At 48.7% G+C, this 19,752-nt stretch carries 18 protein-coding genes and 4 pseudogenes; 7 read left to right on the top strand and 15 right to left on the bottom strand.

Going from position 1 to position 19,752, the window contains the following annotated elements:
- The first annotated feature begins 243 nt into the window (after nucleotides 1-243).
- Nucleotides 244-423, top strand: coding sequence for a hypothetical protein (locus tag ACFQ0N_RS37760; RefSeq protein ID WP_379335566.1), 180 nt, complete (start codon nucleotides 244-246; stop codon nucleotides 421-423).
- A 167-nt stretch (nucleotides 424-590) separates the two neighbouring features.
- Here the strand turns inward: ACFQ0N_RS37760 and ACFQ0N_RS37755 are convergent, their stop codons facing one another.
- Both ACFQ0N_RS37755 and ACFQ0N_RS37750 read right to left on the bottom strand, forming a co-directional pair.
- Nucleotides 591-1,034, bottom strand: coding sequence for an SMI1/KNR4 family protein (locus ACFQ0N_RS37755; RefSeq protein WP_379335564.1), 444 nt, complete (start codon nucleotides 1,032-1,034; stop codon nucleotides 591-593).
- Between the two features lie 402 nt (nucleotides 1,035-1,436).
- The gene (locus tag ACFQ0N_RS37750) at nucleotides 1,437-1,772 is read right to left on the bottom strand and encodes a hypothetical protein (RefSeq protein ID WP_379335562.1); all 336 of its coding nucleotides are present in this window, start codon (nucleotides 1,770-1,772) and stop codon (nucleotides 1,437-1,439) included.
- Between the two features lie 33 nt (nucleotides 1,773-1,805).
- Between ACFQ0N_RS37750 and ACFQ0N_RS37745 the strand changes: the two are divergent.
- Nucleotides 1,806-2,028 (top strand): annotated as a pseudogene (locus tag ACFQ0N_RS37745) (peptidase M23); the annotation flags it as partial.
- 102 nt (nucleotides 2,029-2,130) lie between these two features.
- Here ACFQ0N_RS37745 and ACFQ0N_RS37740 read toward each other — a convergent pair.
- Both ACFQ0N_RS37740 and ACFQ0N_RS37735 read right to left on the bottom strand, forming a co-directional pair.
- Nucleotides 2,131-3,126, bottom strand: a complete 996-nt coding sequence (locus tag ACFQ0N_RS37740) for a hypothetical protein (RefSeq protein WP_379335560.1) — start codon at nucleotides 3,124-3,126, stop codon at nucleotides 2,131-2,133.
- Nucleotides 3,123-4,109 (bottom strand): zinc-dependent alcohol dehydrogenase, encoded by a 987-nt coding sequence (locus ACFQ0N_RS37735; RefSeq protein ID WP_379335558.1) that lies wholly within the window; start codon nucleotides 4,107-4,109, stop codon nucleotides 3,123-3,125. Before ACFQ0N_RS37735 ends, ACFQ0N_RS37740 begins: the two co-directional genes overlap by 4 nt.
- Before the next feature lie 188 nt (nucleotides 4,110-4,297).
- Here ACFQ0N_RS37735 and ACFQ0N_RS37730 point away from each other — a divergent pair, with 188 nt between their 5' ends.
- Together ACFQ0N_RS37730 and ACFQ0N_RS37725 are read left to right on the top strand one after the other, a co-directional pair.
- A complete protein-coding gene (locus ACFQ0N_RS37730; protein ID WP_379335556.1) occupies nucleotides 4,298-5,125 on the top strand; it encodes an AraC family transcriptional regulator in 828 nt (275 codons plus the stop codon).
- A gap of 256 nt (nucleotides 5,126-5,381) precedes the next feature.
- The gene (locus tag ACFQ0N_RS37725) at nucleotides 5,382-5,984 is read left to right on the top strand and encodes a hypothetical protein (RefSeq protein ID WP_379335554.1); all 603 of its coding nucleotides are present in this window, start codon (nucleotides 5,382-5,384) and stop codon (nucleotides 5,982-5,984) included.
- A 64-nt stretch (nucleotides 5,985-6,048) separates the two neighbouring features.
- Here the strand turns inward: ACFQ0N_RS37725 and ACFQ0N_RS37720 are convergent, their stop codons facing one another.
- From ACFQ0N_RS37720 to ACFQ0N_RS37690, 7 genes and pseudogenes are all read right to left on the bottom strand, one after another.
- Nucleotides 6,049-7,188: an alpha/beta hydrolase family protein gene (locus ACFQ0N_RS37720; protein ID WP_379335552.1), complete on the bottom strand. Its 1,140-nt coding sequence runs from the start codon at nucleotides 7,186-7,188 to the stop codon at nucleotides 6,049-6,051.
- A gap of 562 nt (nucleotides 7,189-7,750) precedes the next feature.
- On the bottom strand, nucleotides 7,751-8,626 hold the full coding sequence (locus ACFQ0N_RS37715) for a sugar phosphate isomerase/epimerase family protein (RefSeq protein WP_379335550.1): 876 nt from the start codon (nucleotides 8,624-8,626) through the stop codon (nucleotides 7,751-7,753).
- A gap of 91 nt (nucleotides 8,627-8,717) precedes the next feature.
- Entirely contained in the window at nucleotides 8,718-9,569 is an 852-nt protein-coding gene (locus ACFQ0N_RS37710) for a sugar phosphate isomerase/epimerase family protein (protein WP_379335548.1), read from the bottom strand.
- Between the two features lie 51 nt (nucleotides 9,570-9,620).
- Entirely contained in the window at nucleotides 9,621-10,682 is a 1,062-nt protein-coding gene (locus tag ACFQ0N_RS37705) for a Gfo/Idh/MocA family protein (protein WP_379335546.1), read from the bottom strand.
- 408 nt (nucleotides 10,683-11,090) lie between these two features.
- Nucleotides 11,091-11,405 (bottom strand): annotated as a pseudogene (locus ACFQ0N_RS37700) (group II intron maturase-specific domain-containing protein); the annotation flags it as partial.
- Between the two features lie 262 nt (nucleotides 11,406-11,667).
- Nucleotides 11,668-12,714, bottom strand: coding sequence for an acetylxylan esterase (locus ACFQ0N_RS37695; protein WP_379335544.1), 1,047 nt, complete (start codon nucleotides 12,712-12,714; stop codon nucleotides 11,668-11,670).
- A 125-nt stretch (nucleotides 12,715-12,839) separates the two neighbouring features.
- The gene (locus ACFQ0N_RS37690) at nucleotides 12,840-13,541 is read right to left on the bottom strand and encodes a sugar isomerase domain-containing protein (protein WP_379335542.1); all 702 of its coding nucleotides are present in this window, start codon (nucleotides 13,539-13,541) and stop codon (nucleotides 12,840-12,842) included.
- Nucleotides 13,542-13,638: 97 nt separating this feature from the next.
- On the opposite strand from ACFQ0N_RS37690, the gene ACFQ0N_RS37685 reads away from it, so the two are divergent.
- Entirely contained in the window at nucleotides 13,639-13,863 is a 225-nt protein-coding gene (locus ACFQ0N_RS37685; RefSeq protein WP_379335540.1) for a hypothetical protein, read from the top strand.
- Nucleotides 13,864-13,913: 50 nt separating this feature from the next.
- On the opposite strand, the gene ACFQ0N_RS37680 is transcribed toward ACFQ0N_RS37685, so the two are convergent.
- From ACFQ0N_RS37680 to ACFQ0N_RS37670, 3 genes are all read right to left on the bottom strand, one after another.
- The gene (locus ACFQ0N_RS37680) at nucleotides 13,914-15,938 is read right to left on the bottom strand and encodes a hypothetical protein (protein WP_379335538.1); all 2,025 of its coding nucleotides are present in this window, start codon (nucleotides 15,936-15,938) and stop codon (nucleotides 13,914-13,916) included.
- Nucleotides 15,939-16,057: 119 nt separating this feature from the next.
- A complete protein-coding gene (locus ACFQ0N_RS37675) occupies nucleotides 16,058-16,669 on the bottom strand; it encodes a hypothetical protein (RefSeq protein WP_379335536.1) in 612 nt (203 codons plus the stop codon).
- 136 nt (nucleotides 16,670-16,805) lie between these two features.
- Entirely contained in the window at nucleotides 16,806-17,102 is a 297-nt protein-coding gene (locus ACFQ0N_RS37670; RefSeq protein ID WP_379335568.1) for a transposase, read from the bottom strand.
- 333 nt (nucleotides 17,103-17,435) lie between these two features.
- Between ACFQ0N_RS37670 and ACFQ0N_RS37665 the strand changes: the two genes are divergently transcribed.
- On the top strand, nucleotides 17,436-18,224 hold the full coding sequence (locus ACFQ0N_RS37665; RefSeq protein WP_379335534.1) for a DeoR/GlpR family DNA-binding transcription regulator: 789 nt from the start codon (nucleotides 17,436-17,438) through the stop codon (nucleotides 18,222-18,224).
- 697 nt (nucleotides 18,225-18,921) lie between these two features.
- Nucleotides 18,922-19,308 (top strand): annotated as a pseudogene (locus tag ACFQ0N_RS38325) (IS4 family transposase); the annotation flags it as partial.
- Here the strand turns inward: ACFQ0N_RS38325 and ACFQ0N_RS37660 are convergent.
- Nucleotides 19,308-19,523 (bottom strand): annotated as a pseudogene (locus ACFQ0N_RS37660) (acetylglutamate kinase); the annotation flags it as partial. The pseudogenes ACFQ0N_RS38325 and ACFQ0N_RS37660 sit on opposite strands and share 1 nt — an antisense overlap.
- Between the last annotated feature and the right edge of the window lie 229 nt (nucleotides 19,524-19,752).

Below are 19,752 nucleotides of genomic sequence, written 5' to 3'. Positions count from 1 at the left end.
CACAGTCGCAGAGATTCGCACCAACGTGCAACAATTCATGGATGAGATAATGAAAACCCCTTTGACCATCATCGACCGTCTTTGTGTTAGGTTTTAATCAGGACATTCAATAGTTCAACTTATATAGCAACGGTTATTTTTCTGATCGTAAGCCTTCGTAACATTTCCCATGATATTCAGCTAAACGAAGATTCAATTATAATAAACGGACGCAGCATTTCTGCACAACAGGTAAAAGCGATAATGATTCAGGGCTATTTTAATCCACTGATTGGTATTAAGCTGCACGGTACGCGTATCGTCCCCCCTCAGCTATGCTTCAGCTTTCATGATAATGAGGATCAGGCGATGACAGCCCTGGCCGCATGGGCGGAACGCAATCAGATTGCAGTGTTGAAGCGGCGGTTTGCTCGCTGGGTGTAGGCGCCGCGCGCTTCGAAATGCTACAAATAGCAAACAAAAAGAGCCATGGTCGAAATTCCTTATTAGAAGTAAGGTTGCCTAGACAACATCTATGAGGGATTTGGACATGGCTCATAACAGAACAACATATTAGCTTTGAATGATGATGTCGCGCTTCTTAATACTGCTCACCACTCAAAAAAACATTCCTCGATCAGCGCCTCAAATGAATCCGCTAATAGCTTGGTCTCCCCTGTATCGTGATGATAGATGAGAACCTTTCCTGCCTGATTGATTATTATCGGATCGCCGGAACCGTCGATAGAGATGACATAGCTGGTTCGTAAAACCTCTGCAAAGGGTAGCTCCCTGCATTGCTCGCGGAACTCCAGCGTTAAATCGACAACTGTTTCATTTCCGAGACTGGAGCCATTAGAGAATGCATGCACCGCAAGGCCTGCATATGCTCCCCCAAACGTCCGGATAAAATGTACATAGTCATCATGAAAGCTTACATTAAGCTGCTGCTGTGCATGAACTATTTCCTCTTGGCTCGCCGGACTTCCTACCAGTGAGCTATTGTTCTCCCGATGAAGGAAAGCCTTCAGTCTCTCTATTAATGCATCATTCATAGGATAATCCTCTCCCGTTACAAATCCAAACGCTCACATGAATGCGCTTCGTCTTTAGAAACGTGGTAGTTTTCGCGGGGTGATACGTCTGTCCTGAATCCGTGATGACCTGATGCTCCCACTTCCAGATGGGGTATTTCATGGGTGGGGTAATCCGGGATTTTGCATTTCTTATTCAATTGTGTCATTTGGATCCATTCGTAACCAAGTAAACCCGACAAAGAAGGGCAAGCCAAATAACCCTCTCATTTTTAGTGGAATGTGTCGGTAAATGAAGTAAAAAACGGTAAAATTCATACAAACGCGTGGTAGATGCGGCTTACGGTGTTAAATCAGGGTCTGGGCCGCCGCATCGAGACGCTGACGAAGCGTGGGGCTGGAAGGCACCTTTCGCAGATCCAGTCACGTTTGAAATACCGGATCTTTCCGGAACGGCTCGATGTGACCAAAATCGCTTTTGCCTTGACAGAGGAGCCCTAAGTAACTCTTTATGAAATCCCCGTTGCTATGAAGCGGATGCTCCATCCCTTTTACGATAGATCGATTGAGACGTTGTGGCAACTGGGAATGGGAAAGCAGGGCACCAACGGAAGCCAAGCCTGCATGCGTCGTTAAAAGAACTTCCTTTGATTTGGTGAATTGGATCTTCATATGTAGCACCTCACAGGCGAAAATCGATAATGGGGTCAAATCTTTTAAATTCACCAGTAAAGGGGGAATTTCCTCTGTTTTTCTCAATTTTTATAGAACACTTATCACGGATTCAGGACAATTGTTAAACCAGGGCAAACGGTAGGTTGGGTCGGAAGCTCCGGATACGGTAAACCCGGGACACAAGGGAAGTTCCCGCCGCACCTCCACTACGGGGTTTACCGCGACCAGGGATTTGTCGAATGGTCCTTCGATCCTTACCCGCTTCTGAAGCAATGGGAAAATGAAGAGCGCCGCCGCTTGAAAAAGAAGTAAAACAAAAGGTACAGTCTCAATAAAATAAGACTGTGCCTCTTTCTGACGACGCCGATGGCCACGCTCCTTGAGGAGCGACGCCCAATCACTGATGTCAACGAATGCTCCGCTCTTTCAGCGACTTATGAGCTTATTTCCTCCAGTCCAAAACAACCCCCAGCTTTGGCTTTGTTCGATCTAGGATCAACTCCCAAGCCACCGTTGCCTGCTCTACAGGAAGAATATGTGTAATAAGCGGCTTAGGCTGAAGCCAGCCCTCTTCGATTCCTTGCAGTGTCGCATCCATTCGTCTCCGATTCCAGCCGGAAGGACTATGCAGCGTTGCTTCCCGATGCCGGAGGAGCTGAATATCGATCCGGCCTTCTTCACCCAGAAAGCCTGCCGATACAATATGGCAATCCAGCTGTGTCTGATCGAACAACTCGGTTACAGCAGCAAGCGAGCCTACCGTATCTACAATAATCGCGATTTTGCCTGCTGCCGCGCCTAATGCCTCCTGTATACGAATATCAGCTGATCTCTTTACACCTGTCACCCCATCAGGAAGCAAAGCCAACCGATCGTCATGTCTGCCCAGCACAATCACTTTGGCCCCGCGGCGCTGCAGCGTCTGTGCGGTCCATTGTCCAACAAGCCCCTCGCCGATGACTACCGCATAGTCGCCTTCTGTGACGGGCGGACGTGTTCCGCAGTTATAACCGACCTGAGTAAGCACAAGCCCTGAATAAGTGATTGAATCAGCATTGGGCGGCAGCTTCCACACCTCGCTGCAATGCGTAAGAGCCGGACTGACATGCCCGCCGCTCGGGTAAAACATGCCCTCCATCCTGCTCATCGTTGCAAATACTTTTTCCCCAACCTCCAGGCCCTGAACTTGATCCCCAACCCAAGTAATCGTCCCTACCTTCTGATAACCGCTAACCTGCGGATAGGGATTAGGATCGCCTTCACGAAATGGAGTTTCCCCGCCAATCCGTTCACAGCGCAAATAGGAGGATTCTGTTCCAATACTTATCCAGCTATAATCCACATCAATCAGAACCTCGTCCTGCTTTGGCTCGGGCAGTTCGACTTCCTTGTAAGCGACCTTCAGCTTCTCTGCAAAAACAACTGCATGGGCCTTCATTGCATATCACCTGCACCTGCATCTACAGCTGCCGCTTCAAAATCTTTCGCGGGATAAAAATACACCTTAATCGCCTCCTGATTTTTAAGCCAGGCTACAGCTTGATTATAATGCACAAATGAACCGTGATGTGTCTGCAAGCATTCTAAATTTAGCCCTTTATTTGCAACCAGATCAATTAGCAGCTCCCGGTCCCGCTCATTGGGAATGCGATAGGTGTAGGATTCCAGCTTAAAGCCATACATCCATAAGTGCTCGGGATAACGCAACTCTCCCTTTAATACGCCAAAAATGACAACATGCTTGCTCGTATGGTCGATTATATTTTGCACAGAGGCTGCCGCGCCAACGCAATCATAGCCCAGATCAAATTTTTCATCTCCCAGTTCGCATGCCAGCATGACCTCGCCTATACCCAGCTTTTTAACATAGCCAACGCGCTCCTCGCTGACATCTATTCCAACAACGCGCGATGCTCCCCATATACGCGCCATCTGCAGGGCAAGAATACCGGCAGGTCCGAGACCGGCGATAATCATCGTTTTCCCTTGCAAAGAACCAAATTGCTGCATACCAAGCATGACACATTTCAGCAGCTCAAAAGAGGAAGCCTGCTTCCAGGAAATCGAATCAGGCAGCTTGATCAGATCGCTTTCTCTATAGCATAAATATTGGCAATACGACCCTTCTCCTCCAATATGTTCCATCGCCGCAACCCGATCCCCAACCTTGAGTTGTCTAATGCCTCGACCTGCCGCGATGACCGTCCCCGCCATTTCATGACCTGGAAAGCCTGGCAGCAGCGGATATTCCGGCGTTTTTGTATAATCGAACATATCTTTGCCGTCCCACATATTCATATCCCAACGCGGACAGGTGGAAACGATTTCAATTTGAACTAGCACCTGATGATCCCCCGGTACAGGAATTTCCTGATCGCGGATAACGAAATGTTGTTTATCCATGATTTGCAAAGTCTTCATCATTACTTTCTCCTGCCTTTCACTCCCAATGTTATACGATTTCTATTTCAATTATAAGAAACACACCCTATAATGTATTTATAAAATATAACTCGTTTTGAATTAAACAAGTCTGAACACGATTGATACTAGTGTGCATTATTCCTTTTGTTTATAAAAAATAACTTCTCACGTAAAGGTGCTCGCCAATGAAGCTAAGGAATTACGGCATTATCGACTATCATGCGCCAACCGCTATGCGGACAGGCGGCATCCATCATGCCTCTGAGCTGCTTTATCTGGCATCGGGAAACTACCGCATGCGCTGGCTCGGTGAAGACTATCAAATCGAGCGGAGCGCTTTGTTTTTAATTTCACCCAACACGCCGCATGACCTGACCATTCAATCAAAGCAGGCGGCATTTTGGTATATGGAGCTGGAACAATGCGGGGACAGCTTTCCGCAGCTGCAGGATATTTTGCTTTGGAACAACATCCAGTGCAATAGCGGCAGCCAGCCTCTTTCAAGCGCCATGCAGCACTGTATTAGCGGCATCCCCCCTTTGCTGCAGGCCGATTTTTTGGCACAGCCTTATAGTGAAGCGATTTTGATGCAAGACGTGCTAAAACTATTGCTTTTCATCGCGCAGGAGCTGGCCGTATACAGGAAAGAAACACTGCCGTCGCGCTATGATGTCAATAAGGACATCATTAAAACATTGACGCTGTATATGGAAACGAACTACAAGCAGCCGATCTCTCTGCAGACCTTAACGGCCATCGCCAACTATCAGTCGACCTATCTGATCAAGCATTTCAAAAAAGAAACAGGACTTACGCCCATTCAATATTTATTGCAGCTCAGAATGAATGCCGCCAAAAACTATTTGGATACATCGGATATGCCAATTAAAGAGGTCGCCGCCGAATGCGGCTTTGGCAGCATCCATCATTTTAGCGGCGAGTTTAAACGGAAATTCGGCTTATACCCTTCAGAATGGAGAATGCGGAGCTTTCTTTTTCATGAAGAGAGGTAATAAGGCGGGGCGGGTCGTATGATATAATACAAATGATCGAAGATTGGAGCGTGAACGATAATCCGCACGATCCGCCGCAGCAGAGTGGGTGCTGCAGGAAGCGAGCCGCCAGCCCGATTTCTCGCTGCCTATTTCAGCGGCTCAACCGCTGTATTGCCGGAAGACGCCCTGCTGCCCCCATCGTCCGATGTAGACATTATCGTGGTCACTGCGTCGCCGGCCCGGAAAGTTCCGCTACAACGATGTCTTGCTGGAGGTGACCTACCTGGGCTGGGATCAATTGTATCCGGTGCAAAAACCACTCTTTTCCTACCATCTCGCCCACTCTTTACGCACCAACACCATTATTGCCGACCCCAGCGGACAATTGCTGGAGCTGCAGCAAGTGGTAGAGCGCTGCTTTGGCCGGCCCGACCAGATTCCCTGCGCCTGCAAAGCGTCTTGGACCGCATCCGCTCTGGTCCTGACAGTCTCGATCTCAACGCGCCCTTGCATGATAATGGCCTGGCTTTTCGCTACCGGAGTAACAACGCATGCCATTCTCGTAGCTGCGCTGGGCAATCCCACGATCCGGCTGCGCTACATGGCTGCGCGCGATGTTCTGCGCCGGCATGGCGCCGTTGACGGCAGCCGGCAGTTGATCCGCGATGGCAACCATCGTGAAGCGGTCTTCTGGATAACGGCAACGTTTGGGATGTTCCTATATCGCATTGAGGCAAACTACACAAAAAAATACACTGTTTCAGAACCTTGCTCTATTCCCGTGTACGAAATACTTCCCCCACCCTCGCAAATGTGGAATCGCGTTGTTGAAACCGAGCTTCGCAGCCACGTCAGACACAACGTCTCGAGTGTCTAGCAACAGCAAAAAAACCGATGGTGTTCTGTCAGGATTTGCTCTATTTGCTCTGTGCGCTGACAGATCAGCTAATGGTTAAATCCGAACTAATGACATTTCCGCTTGAGTCTTCGATCGTAAAGAAATATGCAGTTGCGTCAGCGGGAGGACGGGCCGATACTTTCTTGTTTTCCTCGTCCAACTGGGCTGAACTAGATTGCCAGCTTCGCGAAGTATACTCGCCGCTATCCGAAGTATAATGCAGATTTACCGCTTGGACCGGACGAGAACCGTAATAAATGGTCCATGCTTCTGCATCCGATCTCCCTGAAGAGGTTACCCTCAGCAGAGGCTCTGCATTCTTAACGATCGAGTCGGCGTAGATGCCAAACTCTTGGGTTGCCCACGGCGTTTCATGACAATGCTCCCAATTCGCGATCAATCGGAGGGTTTGCTCCCCTTTAACTAACCGACAAGTTTTCTGCCAGGAATCCAGATAGAAGGCCGTATCATTTGTGCTCGTTGCCAACAACATGGGGAACATCGACTGTCCGACATATTGTTTCACGTCAAAGTTCGTGGTCCACAACTGGCGTTGCTCCTCGTCCATTCCCTGCAGAATGCTCTGCCAGCAGGAGCCTTCCTGATAATAGCCGGCAGCATACACGGGCATAGCATAAGCAAGCCGTGAATCGAGACCCGCTACGATTTCGGTTACGTATCCTCCCCACGAAACGCCCATCATCCCGATCGCTGTGGAATCGATATCCGATTGAACCGACAGGAAGCTTACTGCTTTTATAACTGCAGCAACTGCATGATAGTTCCACATCTCCGTTAAAGCATCCTCGGATATACCGCGAAACATATTCTCTTCGGTCATGTCCGGTCCGCCTTCTTCCATTCGGGAGCCATCGCTGTCCCTGCCGGTTAAATCCATGGCAATAGCCACATACCCTCGTTTCGCCCATTGCTCCGCCCATTCGGTAAATGCCTTTCCTCCTCCCCCATGCACCAATACGATAGCGGGAAGCGGAGCGGATACGCTTCTCGGAACGGCATAATACGCGAACACTTCGGCAACTTTGCCTTTGTAAGGCTCGCTTGAGTAAGTAATCTGGCTCACGGTACAATCGGGATGCTCGATCGTACTGCCCCATTTCACGGACGGAACCTGCTGCAGGCTCTCTACATTCCAAGGGCCCACATATTTTTCATAATCCACTAGACCTTCCCTCCCCAACCTGAATAATTGATTATTTCTCCTTCGCCTCCAACAATCTGAGGATGATCACTAACGCCTCCGCGCGGGAAGCGGCGCCGTTCGGATTAAATTTTTTATTCGCTTGTCATTGCACAATTCCTTCCTTCTTGGCCGCTGCTATTGCGTTTTTTGCCTAATTCGGAATATCCCCGACATCGGAAAAGCCGATTTCTTCGCGGCCATTAGAGGTTATATTCAATGTCCTTGCGACAATAGCTACCATTTCTACCCTTGAAATCAAAGCGCTCCATGCATTCCAAAGCGAATCAGCAATCGGCACTTTGGCGGAAAATGGTATCAGGCATTAGGCGACGCCGCTTCCCCCCACCTTTATGTGCACTTTTCCCAATTAGCAACAAAACTCGTAGTTTCCTAAACAACAAAAAAGCCTGCTGAGAATTTTAACTCAATAAACGCTTCAAGCTCCTGCTTACTGTTTAATACTTACTACTGCTTGCACTTAATGCTTACTTCTTAATACCTGCTGCTCTTTTAAACATGGCCAGACTATGCATAAACTCGATTATTTATATTGTTTCAGGAACTGGACTGCTTTGGCAATATCCGCTTCCGGATTTGTTCCTACTTCGCGCTCGATCGTCAAATAGCCTTTGTAGCCGATATCTTGCAGCGCCTGAATATAGGCCGGCCAGTCAACTTTGCCTTCCCCAAGCGGCACTTCGCGGAAAAACTCGCCGCCTGTAGCCATTTCAGCCAGTTTCTCATGGCTGAGCGGTTCGAAGCCGAGCGAACCGTAGATGATACGCGGGTCCACTTGATGCAGACGGATCCCGTCCTTGGCATGGGTATGAACAATATAATCTTTTAAGTTATGAACGCCCTGAACCGGGTCGTCTCCTGTAACCATGACCATATTGGCCGGGTCAAAGTTGACGGACAGACCGTTCGTGCTCAGCGTATCCAGGAAACTTTTGAGATGGGCGGACGTTTCCGGCCCTGTCTCAATCGCGAAATAGGCATTCAGACTGGTTGCATAGTTGCTCAGTTCCTCGCACGCTTTTTGCATCGAGTGGTAAACTTCGCCATTTACATCATCCGGCACGATCCCGATATGAGTTGTAACGACGTTGGTGCCCAGTTCAACAGCCAGATCGAGAATCCGTTTCGATTTTTCAATTTTCCACGGATTTTCGTTTTTGTCTTGGAAGCCGTGTCCGGCCAAATCACCGACAAGCGCCGAAATTTCCAGTCCGAGCGAGATGATGTAGTCTTTCAACTCTTTCCGCTGCGCTGAAGACAAATTATCCGGGTCCATCTCGCCGCTAACGGCATAAATTTGCACGCCATCCGTTCCCACTTCTTTTGCTTTTACTAAGCCTTCGCGCACACCGACTTTAAAGCTGTCGACGATGACGCCAATTTTATTTGGAATCGCCATTATACTCCAACCTCCGTATCGTTATAGTCAATGCCCGTCGACCACCGGCCCGCCAGCCTTTGTGGCAACTGCCCTTTTCCGGCACCGGAGCCTATACTTCGTCCCAGATGCGGCGAACATTCTCCAATCCGATTTCAGAACCGAGACGGCAATCTTCCATACCTTCGAACTCGATGGACAAATAGCCGTCGTAACCGGATTCCTTCACTGCTCGCAGCACTTCGCGCATGTTGATGTCGCCTTGTCCTGCAATGGCGCCACGCAAATAGTTGCCCGCCATTGTCGGAAACCAGCCCCGTCCCGGGTTTTCGTTCGCCGGACGCAGGTAGAAGTCTTTGATATGCATCATCGAAGCGATCGGCAAGTTCTTTTTCGTTGCGGCGACAGACTCTTCGTCTGCGCACATAAAGTTGCCAATATCCAGCGTCGTCCGGAAGTTCGGACGGTCAACCGCATGAACGAGCGCTTGCACCCGGTCGCTTGCCTGAATGTAGTACCCGTGGTTTTCAACACTGGTCGTAATGCCATATTGTGCAGCATGATCCGCGATACGGCGGCAGGCTTCTGCCAGCTTCGGCAGATCGGCCAGGAAATTACTCATCGATATGTCGCCGCGGGATGCAACATCATGGCGCATCAGTTTAACGCCCAGCTCAGCGGCATTCTCCACTTCTTTCATGACGCGGCTAATTTCATTTTCGTACGCCTCATCATCATCTACGGCAAAATTCGCGCCAATTGCATAATTGGACAGTTCAATGCCAACCTGCTCCGCCTGGTTGCGAATCTGTTCAAACAGGCTCTGATCCATCTCAAAGCTGAACGGCACAATCTCGATATGTTCTCCACCATGCTCCTTGACCCAGGAGATAGCTTCCAGAATCGTCATTTCTCCCGCCTGAATGGCGCGCGACAAACTGTAGGAGCTTAATCCGAGTTTCATCCGAATGTCATCCTCTCCCGCTGCGCCTTGACGCTGCGTACGCTTTTTTTATTAATTAAAGTGAATTTCTGCGCCAGTAGCTGCAGACTCATAGATGCCGCGCAAAATTTTCATTATTTCTACGCCGTCTTCAACCGGGCTGATCGATTCGCTGCCTGTTTGAATGCAGTTTGCGAAATGATCAATCTCCGCCTGGAATGCGCGCGGGAAATCAAAGCTTTGAGCGTCCACTTGCGGATCAATATTCAAAATCGTATTATATTTCTCAGTCACGATGCTGACAGCCGGATCAACTTCGAGGCCGCCCTTGGTGCCGAAAAGTTTAACCATCGTTTCGTCCTTCTTCGCATGCAGCGTGAAGCTGACATCTACCATCAGCGAAGCGCCGTTTTCGAAACGGATAAGCGCATTGGTCATATCTTCAACCGTGTTGAGCTCGGCATTGTAGTCCGATGCTTTGTAGAACGACAGGTTCTCGATATTGTTGCGATTGCCAAGCTTTTTGTATGTATTGCCGCTGACCGATTTTACTTTCGGACGGCCCATCATATACCAGCAAAGGTCAATAACGTGTACGCCAATATCGATCAGCGGGCCACCGCCCGAACGCTCGAAGTCGGAGAACCATCCGCCCGGGTTGCCCAGACGACGAATCGAGGAAGCCTTTGCATAATAGATTTCGCCAACATCGCCGTTTTGAATAAACCTGTTCAGCATTTGCGCATTTGGATCATAACGGCGCACAAAACCGACTTGCAAAATCTTACCTGATGTGCGGACCGCTTCCTGCAAATCAAGAGCTTCCTCAACCGTGCGGCACAGCGGTTTCTCTACGAGTACATGCTTGCCCGCTTGTACAGCGGCTTTGCTGATTGGGGCATGCGTATTATTCCAAGTACATACGCTGACCGCTACAATCTCCGGATTAGCCAGGAGTTCATTGTAATCTGTATATACATAAGAAGCACCATATTTTTTAGCAGCAGCTTCCGCTCTTTCCTTGTTCAAGTCGCAAATTGCGAAAATTTCAACCTCTTTGTTTCCTTTATAAGCGTTAAGATGCGCTTCAGAAATGGAACCTGCGCCAATGACGCCAATTTTCAAAGTACTCATTCCATTTTTGCTCCTCTCTACTATTTATCCGGTTCAACTGCATGACAACCGTCTGCAAGTATTCGTCTGTAACTCACTTTATCACCTCTTCTCTATCAAACTGTCAATAAAAATTACGTTTCTTTCTACAATCGAAAGACATAACATTCTTTCGAAAATTATAACGAAAGTATACATTACGGATATTATCAGATAATCACAATTTAGTAAATATACTTTCAATATGCACAAAAATTTTATTATGAATTCGTTTTTTTCTTTCGTTTCGTTTGCATATCTATTTGCTTTTTCAGGCCTGTTGAATAACCAGAAATTGTAACCCGAACAACCCTAACAGGGGTATACTTTTGGATCAAGCGGTCCATTCGAACCATCCACTCGACCGGTAACACTTTCATCGGACCCGTTTGCGTTTTTCAGGGGATGGACTTTCCAGTCCCAATACAGCCCCAGCACGTCGTAAAGGTATTCGTTATTCCATCTCCGTCATCCAATACTACTTTTTCGTCTCCGATTCCTTCTGGTTAGCAATGTCCTGACTTTCATTACCGTGTAGTCGTGCACTTCGCTAAATGCGTCACTGGAATTCTCCACCCGAAAATAGTTCACCCATCCGGCCAAGAGCGCATTAATTTGCTTGACGATCTCCTTGGCTGGTTTCGCGCCTTCATTTCGTATTACTTCTCGGATTCGCGCTTTCACCCCTGTACGGGCTTTCTTTTTTCGGTAAGCGTCAAATAGCCCCCCCCTTGCCCATGTTATTTGGGTAGCAGAATTCAAAAAGACATCGGTCGCATCGAATTCGGATAAATTCCAATCCTTGCATATTTCTCATTTCTTCCGCGAGCATTGTCTGTTGTTCCCGGCCTCCCAGGTAGCGCAGCGCCTCCCGTAGTCCGCTCAGCCTGACGTTGAAACTGCTTCCATCGCCGCATAGAACCCATACTTTCGCGGCAATCCGTACACCCCTAATGCCCGATTTTTATTATTTTGCCGTGTGCTCCAGCCGGTAACTTTCCATGAATCGCATCGCAAGCCGATTATGGTAGGCGATATTCGTATGTCCCATGAACGGGTACGGATGGATTTCTTTCTTGCTATTGATCCGGTTATACGCGGCATATACGGTTTCCGGCATGCAAATCGTGTCCTTCAGCCCTACCGAAATCATGACCGGTATCTGAATTTTCTCAGCCAAATTCATGACGTCGAAGTAGCTGACCGTATCCATAATAGCTTCGAGCTTGTCTGGAAAAACGGTCGACAGGTTGGAAAGCTCCGTAAGCGAACCCGTCGAATTCAACATCCCGAAATCGATATGGCACATATTCGGAACGTTGGCCACCGCCAGCGCCGGTTTATCGCTCAAAGCGGCCGTCAATAGTACGAGACCGCCGCCCTGACTAGAGCCTTCGAGGTATATATGAGCAGGATCGATTTCATCCCGTCCGCTTACCCAGTCGACCGCCTTCAGGCAGTCGATAACCGCAGCCAAATAGTAGGAATGCCGCTTATCCAAAATCCCTTGGCTGACCCAACCGCTTACCATGCCGAATTCGCTCGGCAGCCTGTTGCCCGTTTCGCCGACTTGTCCCCTGATATCGATAGCAAATACGCCGTATCCCATTAACAGCCATTGCGAGTATTGCTCCGGATAGCCTTTGCTTCCGTGATAGCCGTGAAAAGCAATTACGCAAGGCACTCTGGCGCCGGCAATCTGTTTAGGCAGCATGTACCAGCCGTGAATCGGCGTGTCGTCAAAGCCTTCGTAAGTCACCTTATATACATCCGCAAGCGCAAGCGGCGTATCCTCGCGCGCCGTCGTCGCATTCAGCGGCTTATCGGCAAATTCGCGGAGCGTCTCCTCCCAAAAAAGCTCCAAGTCTTCTTTTGCCGTCAATGGCGGATAATAGGTTTCAAATGATGCAATTCTTTGTTTGATTGCGTCCATTCCATTCTCCTCCTGCTGGTAGTTGGCCAACACTTCTTCTACCATCCGATAATCCCCTCCCGATAGCTCCTCCAACTTCAAAAGAGCGTAGGTCCTCCTAGACCCCACCCCAGCAGTTCTCCCTCGGTCGTCTGCAGCAAACATAATGTTTTGCTGCCGCCGCTTTCGATGCTCATTATGATTCGCGACACATAGGATTCCCCCAGTTAATAACCAAGTTCTTTAAATCGCGCATCCGTAGCTTCAATTTGCTCCTTGCCGTTCGGCATGCTGACGCTCCGATAAACCGACGGCACAACGCCTCTGCGCAGCATATTTTCGATCAGTTGGGCGACAAAACACCAACCGACAACAGCCGAGGTAATGCCGGATGTCGGCAAAATTTTCTCCTCCAACCCTTCCACCCCAAGTGCCGCGTCTCCTTTTAGCGTCATGATGTCAAAAATATAGTCGCACGCTTCAAATAAACGTTTGCCGCTAGGATGCAAGGACGGCGTTTGCGATGTGTAATCCATCGCTGTCAACGCTACCGTGATAACACCTTGCTTGCGGGCTTGCATTGCCAGTTCCACGACGGATGACGCCCGACCGGATACCGATCCGAGAATCAGAACGTCTCCTTCCCGCAACGCGGACTGCGAAACCGTTTGTTCCGCCGCGTTAATTTCACCTTGTTCCCCTTCTTCGACCGCCGTCGCCATTTGCAAGCTTTTCAGCAGCGCAAGCCCTCCGGAGCGATGGAACAATTCGAAATTCAGCAAATGGCCTCTGTCGTGTATATAGAGTGATCCTCCAGCCGCGATCGATTCGGCGGCAATCGAAGCAACCTTGTCGATAACCGGCAGTTGCCTTTGCTCGATAGCGAGCATCAAGTGGCGGTATTCCGCCAATATTTCGTTGGCTAACATGTTGTTGATCACCCTTCTGTTTTAACCTGTACTAATGGACACAATTTTCTTATAAATAATGAATCTGATTCCGGTACAATTTGAGCAGGTTCTCGTTATGCGCATCGCCACGATCGACATTCGCGCCCCGCATCAGCGCCTTGCACTTGATCTGCTGCAAAGCCCCAGAGACGACGGTGCATTGGGAGGCGTACGCTCGCATGGCTTCCATTTTGGCTTCGAACGTATCCGTAATATCGACCATGTGGGAAACATGCGGCAGCAGCTTCAAAATGGCGAATGCCCAAAATTTGCTGCACCGCCTCGCGCTCCTTGCGCCTGATCTTTTTCAAGTTATCAGCATCATTTCTAGAATCCGGTAACCTTTGGCAGTCAAGCGAAACGAACCTCGAGCATAACCATCCCCCGGCCGGGTACCTTCACTGTAAAGCTCGATCCTTTATGCGGAACGGGAAGATAAGGATAACCCCCGCGGGCGCGGACAGACTCGATCGGACGGCCGACATCGATCTTCGGTCTTCTGTAAATCACGCTCGAATTGCCGATCACAAGATACCAAGTGCCTTCCGTAGTTTCCGTCGACGCCACGGTGATATATTCGGCCTCAGTCATAATTCGAGGCGAGCCCGCGCATACGGTCATTCCCGCGACGCATTCGCGCAGGAACGAGTCGGAAACCGGCTGGAACGGCAAGCTGTAAATCCATGAGATGGCATCGTCCACCGCCTTTATTTCAACCTGCTCCCGGCTCTCCGCCCTTTCGACGGACATGAGTCTGAAGCTTCCGTGATCGGGAAGATCGCGAACCGCACAAAACAAATCGTCCGTCTCCAGTTCCTTTTCACCGGTAATACGAATGCCGGAATCGCTCAACCGACCGCTCATCCTGCCGAGCACGACGACCGGCCCGTTCCGGTAGTCCAGAACTCGGCGGAGCTCCTCCTCCTGCAGTAAATGCACGTTTGCAGCCAAAATCGCTCCATTCATCCGTCCCAGATCGCCGGACCGGACGATCGAATGGAGCGGCGCTCCTTTGCCGATTAGTTCATGCGCGAATTTGTGAGAGGAAAACTCCCTGCTCTTGCTATACTCGCCGAGTTCGTCATACAGAGCATTGTCGGACCATACGAGGCTTACTCCAACCGTACTGTCCGGCTGATGAGCGAATCCGAAGTCCCACCGGTTGCGGATCCATTTCCATTCCTCCCGGCTCATGCCGTCGGCAAGGCACGCCATCAGTCCGGAGGCGCAGCGGATCACATTCCCTTCGCCGTCATGCAAGAACACGTTCGACAGCGCGTAAATATCCCGCTCCAGAAGCGTAGGCGCATGCTGAATGGCATCCCACTGCTCCGTCGTATCGTGAATCGTGTTGAGATAGATCAGCTTCATCTCCGGCACATACGCTTTGATCGCCATCAGCGTAGCCTTGAACTCATTGAGCGGCTCCATCTCGATATCAGCTCCCCCGGCCGACAGGGAAGAGGCTCCGGCCTCGACAATGAAAGCATCTACACCCGCAGCCGCAATTCGCCTGTAATCGACGCCATATCGATAGAGCGCTTCGAACGGATCCCTCGTCCAAGCCGTGTTAAACACAACCTTCTTGCCATCCTTGTGCACAGCGGCGACGACTTTTCGCCAGAACGTTTCCCAGCGGCCCGCATAAAAGCGTATCCACTCCAAGCGCTTCGTCTCCCATATATAATCCGCCCTGCGCTCCATTCGTTCTGCGTCTCCGTCACAAGCGGCAAGCCTCTCATCGTCCTGATCCGTGCCGCCGGACATGACGAACTGCTCCACCATATCGTCCGAATAGTCCGCATATGCCAGACACATCCGGGGACTCGTATACCCGTCCGCGCCATGGTAGCCGTCGAAGCCGTAGGCGTTCATCGCTTCTGCCAGACGGAGAATGAAATCGTCCTCGTAGAACGTGCCGTCCTTATACCGGCGAAGAGGGTTCAACATCGGAAACGGCTTTCCGTTTCCGCCCATTTCGTAAAGCTCGGGATGGCTGCCGCACCACTCGCCGTTGTAAATCTCTCCGTCCAGCACGTACTGGAACAAATTGAAAAAGCTGCAGTAAACGCCGACCCCATGCTTCTGGAGCTCTGCGACTAGCTGCTTTAGCTGAACATTCGTCCATACCTGCCGGTCATGTTCCTTCCCGGTCGGCCGCGCGGCATACGAGCAAATTTCGGGCGGCAGTATACGCTCCTCATCCAAGCTTCCGTAAACATGAACAAAGTCAGGCGTAAAAAAGAGCAGCGAAACGCCGACGGGCATAAACCCGATTTTGTCGAGGTAAGCCGAAACTCCGAAATCGGGAAGCTCGTTATCGAAGCCGATCAGTTCGATCCATAACCATTTTTCATATGTCGTCTCTTTCAGCATTATCGTCCCCTCCATGATTCCTCTTGCAGGATTTGTCCGGCGAGAGGGATTTTCCGAACCGTTAGCGGTCCGCGAATCTTCTGAATGCTTGCCGACCGTACGACGACGCCGACAATCCCTTAATAACCGAGTTCGTCCGCAGCCTCCTGTACCGCTCGAAGGTTAAGCCCGTAATAGTAACGCATCATCGCATGTACCTCGTCCGACAAAATAATCTCCGGCTGCTGGCCTATACGCTCGCAGTGAGCGGCCCTCTCCGGATCGTAATGAACGTCTTCCGGCTGGGGAAGTCCTTTGTCCTGCGCCCATTCCTCATAAATCGCTTGCAAAGCGGTGCTTCTCACACCTTCGAACTCCAGAAACAAATAATCGATGCCCGGAAATTGCGTCAAATGCTCCTTAACGATTTCCTTGATCCGCGTTTGAAAAAGAGGATTCGTAAAGTCGGCAATCCGGACGGGAAGATCCGTTTCGGCGAATTCCCCGACATCCCACTCGTCGATCGTCATTTCGGGCTCCCAAACCTGCCGATCGTAGGTCAGAAATTGAATCATGGCCCCGACCAAGATGTTTTTCCCGTGAAGATGGCTGACGATCTTCCTTCCCCATTCGTTATTCGTCTTCACATTGGACGCATCCGGATGATTGCTTAAATACGGGAGCTCGGAGCGGATACCGTTCGTATACCATTCGGTATAAAACGTAATCTTCACAATCAAACTGTCAATCAAAATTACGTTTCTTTCTATAATCGAAATAAAGAACATTATTTCGAAAATTATAACGAAAGATTACATTACGGATATTATCAGATAATCACAATTTAGTAAATAGAACTTTCAAAATACACAAAAATATTTTACGAATTCATTTTTTTGCTTTCGTTTTATTTGCATATGTATTTGTTTTTTTCAGGCCTGTTGAATAACCAGAAATTGTAACCCAAACAACCCTAACAGGGGTATACTTTTGGATCAAGCGGACCATTCGAACCATCCACTCGTTCGGTAACTTACAAAGAATGAAGAGGCTTGAGAATTGAACGAACGAGAGTCTGGCATGTAGCGTAGTCAGGTTCTTATGCTGCTTGATCAAGCGAAAAACGACCTCAATCTGCCAGCGAGCTTTATACATCTGTGTAATTTGCTCCGCCGTTACATGCATTACCACTCGGATTTCACGTCCTTCGAAATCTCGAAAGATCACGACTCAATGATGCTTTTCCGAACGGCATTTCGGGGTGCCGAGTTGACAGGTGATATCACGAATAACCGGCGATTCCGTTGGGCTTTGCCGAGCAGTTTGACGATTTCTCGTTAACCACGATAAGGAGCCCATCGGAAACGGGTTTTACCGACAGTCAGCGGCTCTTTTTCTACCATTTAGTGGTTATTCAACAGACTTGTTGTTTTTTAATTTACGTGTGCTATAATTATAAAAAATAAATAATCTTTTTCGATTTCCTTTCGTTTGCTAGATATAGGTTGGAGGAAAACCATGAAAACACATGAAAGACGTGAGGCTATATATTCGTATATTTCGGCCAAAAAAACTGTCAAAATAGCAGAACTCAAAGAACTCTTTCAAGTTTCTGAAGTGACGCTCCGCAGCGATCTTGAGTTTCTCGCCAAACAAGGAGGGATCGAGCGGTCGCATGGCGGTGCCGTTTTTGTCGACAACTCGTCGCCCGAGGAAGGAATTTTACCGAATACGCCTCTGCTTGACGCCAAAATTGCGATTGCCAAACGGGCAGCCGAACTAATCGTCCCGGGCGATACGTTATTTCTGGACTCTAGCGCAACCTCTGTCGTATTGGCTTCGCAGCTGAGCCCGAATGCCAACATTACGGTCATTACGAATTGCCTGCCAATTATCAATTTGCTGAAGATGGCTCCAGGCATACACCTATATGCTATCCCCGGCTCGTACAATTCGTCCACGAGCTCGTTTAACGGTCCTCTCGGAGAAACTTTCATCGGCAATTTGAAGACGTCCAAAGCATTTATTTCGCCCAAAGGGATTATTGTTGAAGGACTGCGGGATTTGACGGCAGACGAAGCGGCCATTCGCAAAGCGATGATCGAATCGACTAAAGAGGCAATTCTCCTCGCGGACCATAGCAAATTTAACAATATTAAAGTGTTGTTCCCAATTTCCGATTTCAGCCGCATTTCCATCATCGTGACCGACAAAACGCCGGATAAACAGTTTCTTGACATCTTTAACATGAAAAACATCAGCTTAATTGTGGCGGATGCCGGCCAGCTGCAAGAGGTAAATTACTAGGGAAAGGCCTCTGCCTGAAGAAGCAAAAGCATTTTTCGTACGGCATACCGGTCCCCATCAAAATAAAATATTCACCGTACAGATTACCGGACTTCTCTTTTCGAACAGCAATTTGTTGAGAAGGGAGGACCAATTTGGTATGGTCAGAAACATAGACAATTCGAAGGACGCTCATTTACATTTCGATTCACATAAATGGAGTAGCCGTTAAAAGGGACCTTCATACTGAAAAGGTGATTAGATCCTTCTAGAAAGCACGGGGTCAATGCCTCATTTTGGGCTCTCCAACATCCGGTAGCATCTACCGTTCATTTCTTATATAAGAGTATGACGCGATGGGCGATGTTCACTGGGTAGCACCTATTGGATAAAAATAAAACTTTTATAACAAAGAAACCAGTTTCGAGAGAAGAAAAGAGAGCAAGTATATGCGACTTCTTCCATCGATTTAACAGAATACTTTTATGTGTAGACGCTTAGGAGGGTTCCTTTGGCGTCTTTATTAACATCCATGCCGCCGCGCGGCATTTTCAGAGAAAAAATGCAATTAGTGCTACCCCATGCTACGACGCGGCATCATCATCGTTGACGAGTGGGGCAATGATGCCATGATAAAAATCCTTCTTACCCCCTTCGACCTTGCGGCTTTCCACTTGGAGATTAGAGCGGGAAGTTGTTTATTCTTGTGCGTAACCTTATGGTAGACCACAACTCCCTATCTGAAAAGTGTGAAGAACGTTTTTCAACCCTGTTTGCTACTTTAAATTTGGGCACTTACTCCGCTAAACGGGTATTCGAAAATCGTTTGCCCTTCCGGCTCTTGCTGTTTTCCAACTTATCTTAACGTTGGTTTTTCAACAGCGCAGTTGGTCTCGTTTGCTCGAAAGCAATCACCGTTCGTCACTACCTGGAAAAGATGTCGTTTACCGTTTCTTAAATCAACCTGGGTTTGCATGGCGTCGGTTTTTTTCAGTTGCTTAGCTTAAAGATCGTCCAGCACTTTGAGTCACTTACCTCTGCCACGCGCGTTCGTGCCTGTAAAAAAGCGGAATTATTGGCGCGCGTTCATGACCATACGACGGGAGCTCTATCTCCATAGAAAGGCTTTAGTAAATTTCCCATATATGTAGCGTTCCGGAGGAGACGTGCGGTAGTAAAGCCTACATCAGGCAAATTAAAAGCCAGACTTATGATCGTCAATCTTGTCCAGTATACGTGTTGTTCCCAAACTAAACGCATGGAACTTTTTAAACTTACTTTCTGCTTACTAATACAAGAAGATTTGAGACTTGGACTCATGGTTTCCCCCCTTATCGTCCAATTTCATCTTTATTATATTCTGATTTTAAAAAGGAGCTTGTACGTTAGCAATAAATCAAAAAAGTCAGGGTGATTTCACGATCTATATAAGTTGAACTAAAGATTAGAAAACAATGGTAAGGATTTAGCTTCTGCATGTCGAAATAATTAGGAAACCACTTAGACAGGCAGGAAATCAGAATGGAAAACACAGTTGCATTTCAAGAAA

The sequence above is a fragment of the Paenibacillus sp. GCM10027626 genome (assembly GCF_042676285.1).
In the GTDB taxonomy this organism is placed as follows: Bacteria; Bacillota; Bacilli; order Paenibacillales; family Paenibacillaceae; genus Paenibacillus_Z.
The sequence above is the reverse complement of the archived record's forward strand: the minus strand, read 5'-3'. Positions and strand labels throughout refer to the sequence as shown.